This is a genomic window from Streptomyces millisiae, from assembly GCF_031845425.1.
Classification (GTDB): domain Bacteria; phylum Actinomycetota; class Actinomycetes; order Streptomycetales; family Streptomycetaceae; genus Streptomyces; species Streptomyces millisiae.
This window is the reverse complement of the sequence record NZ_JAVREM010000411.1, coordinates 1-393: the sequence shown is the minus strand read 5'-3', so window position 1 is coordinate 393 and position 393 is coordinate 1. Positions and strand designations below refer to the sequence as shown.

The window sequence follows — 393 nt, the reverse complement described above, 5'->3', positions numbered from 1 at the left end:
CATATGGGCAAGTTATCGTGCCGACAATGAAATTCATGAGTTAGTGATTGATTATCAGAAAGGACGGTTTGTTCTGACGATGGAGTGTGGGCTTGGACCAACCGTCTTTACCTCAATCACAGAAGAGGACATAGCGTTAAACCATAAGCAAGTCGAATTCGTTGACAGTGTTGATATTTTCCATTTTATCCGCTGTTTAGTTGAATTGCACCAATTACAAAAAATTCACATTGAGGATGAGAAAATGATTTACTCTTCATAATATAAAGAAAGATTATCAAGCGTATCAATAGTAATCGAAATATAACTTTCTCCATTGTTAAATTTTTTCTGAGTTAATATGGGGTTAAGGAGGAATACTTTGAAATATTTTACATTTTTTTCATTAAGTAC

Annotated in this window: 1 protein-coding gene; it reads left to right on the top strand. The window is 33.6% G+C overall.

The window, feature by feature from the left end; translation table 11 throughout:
* On the top strand, positions 1–262 hold a 262-nt coding region (locus RNC47_RS37325), incomplete at its 5' end, for a hypothetical protein (protein WP_311605323.1).
* Positions 263–393: the final 131 nt, after the last annotated feature.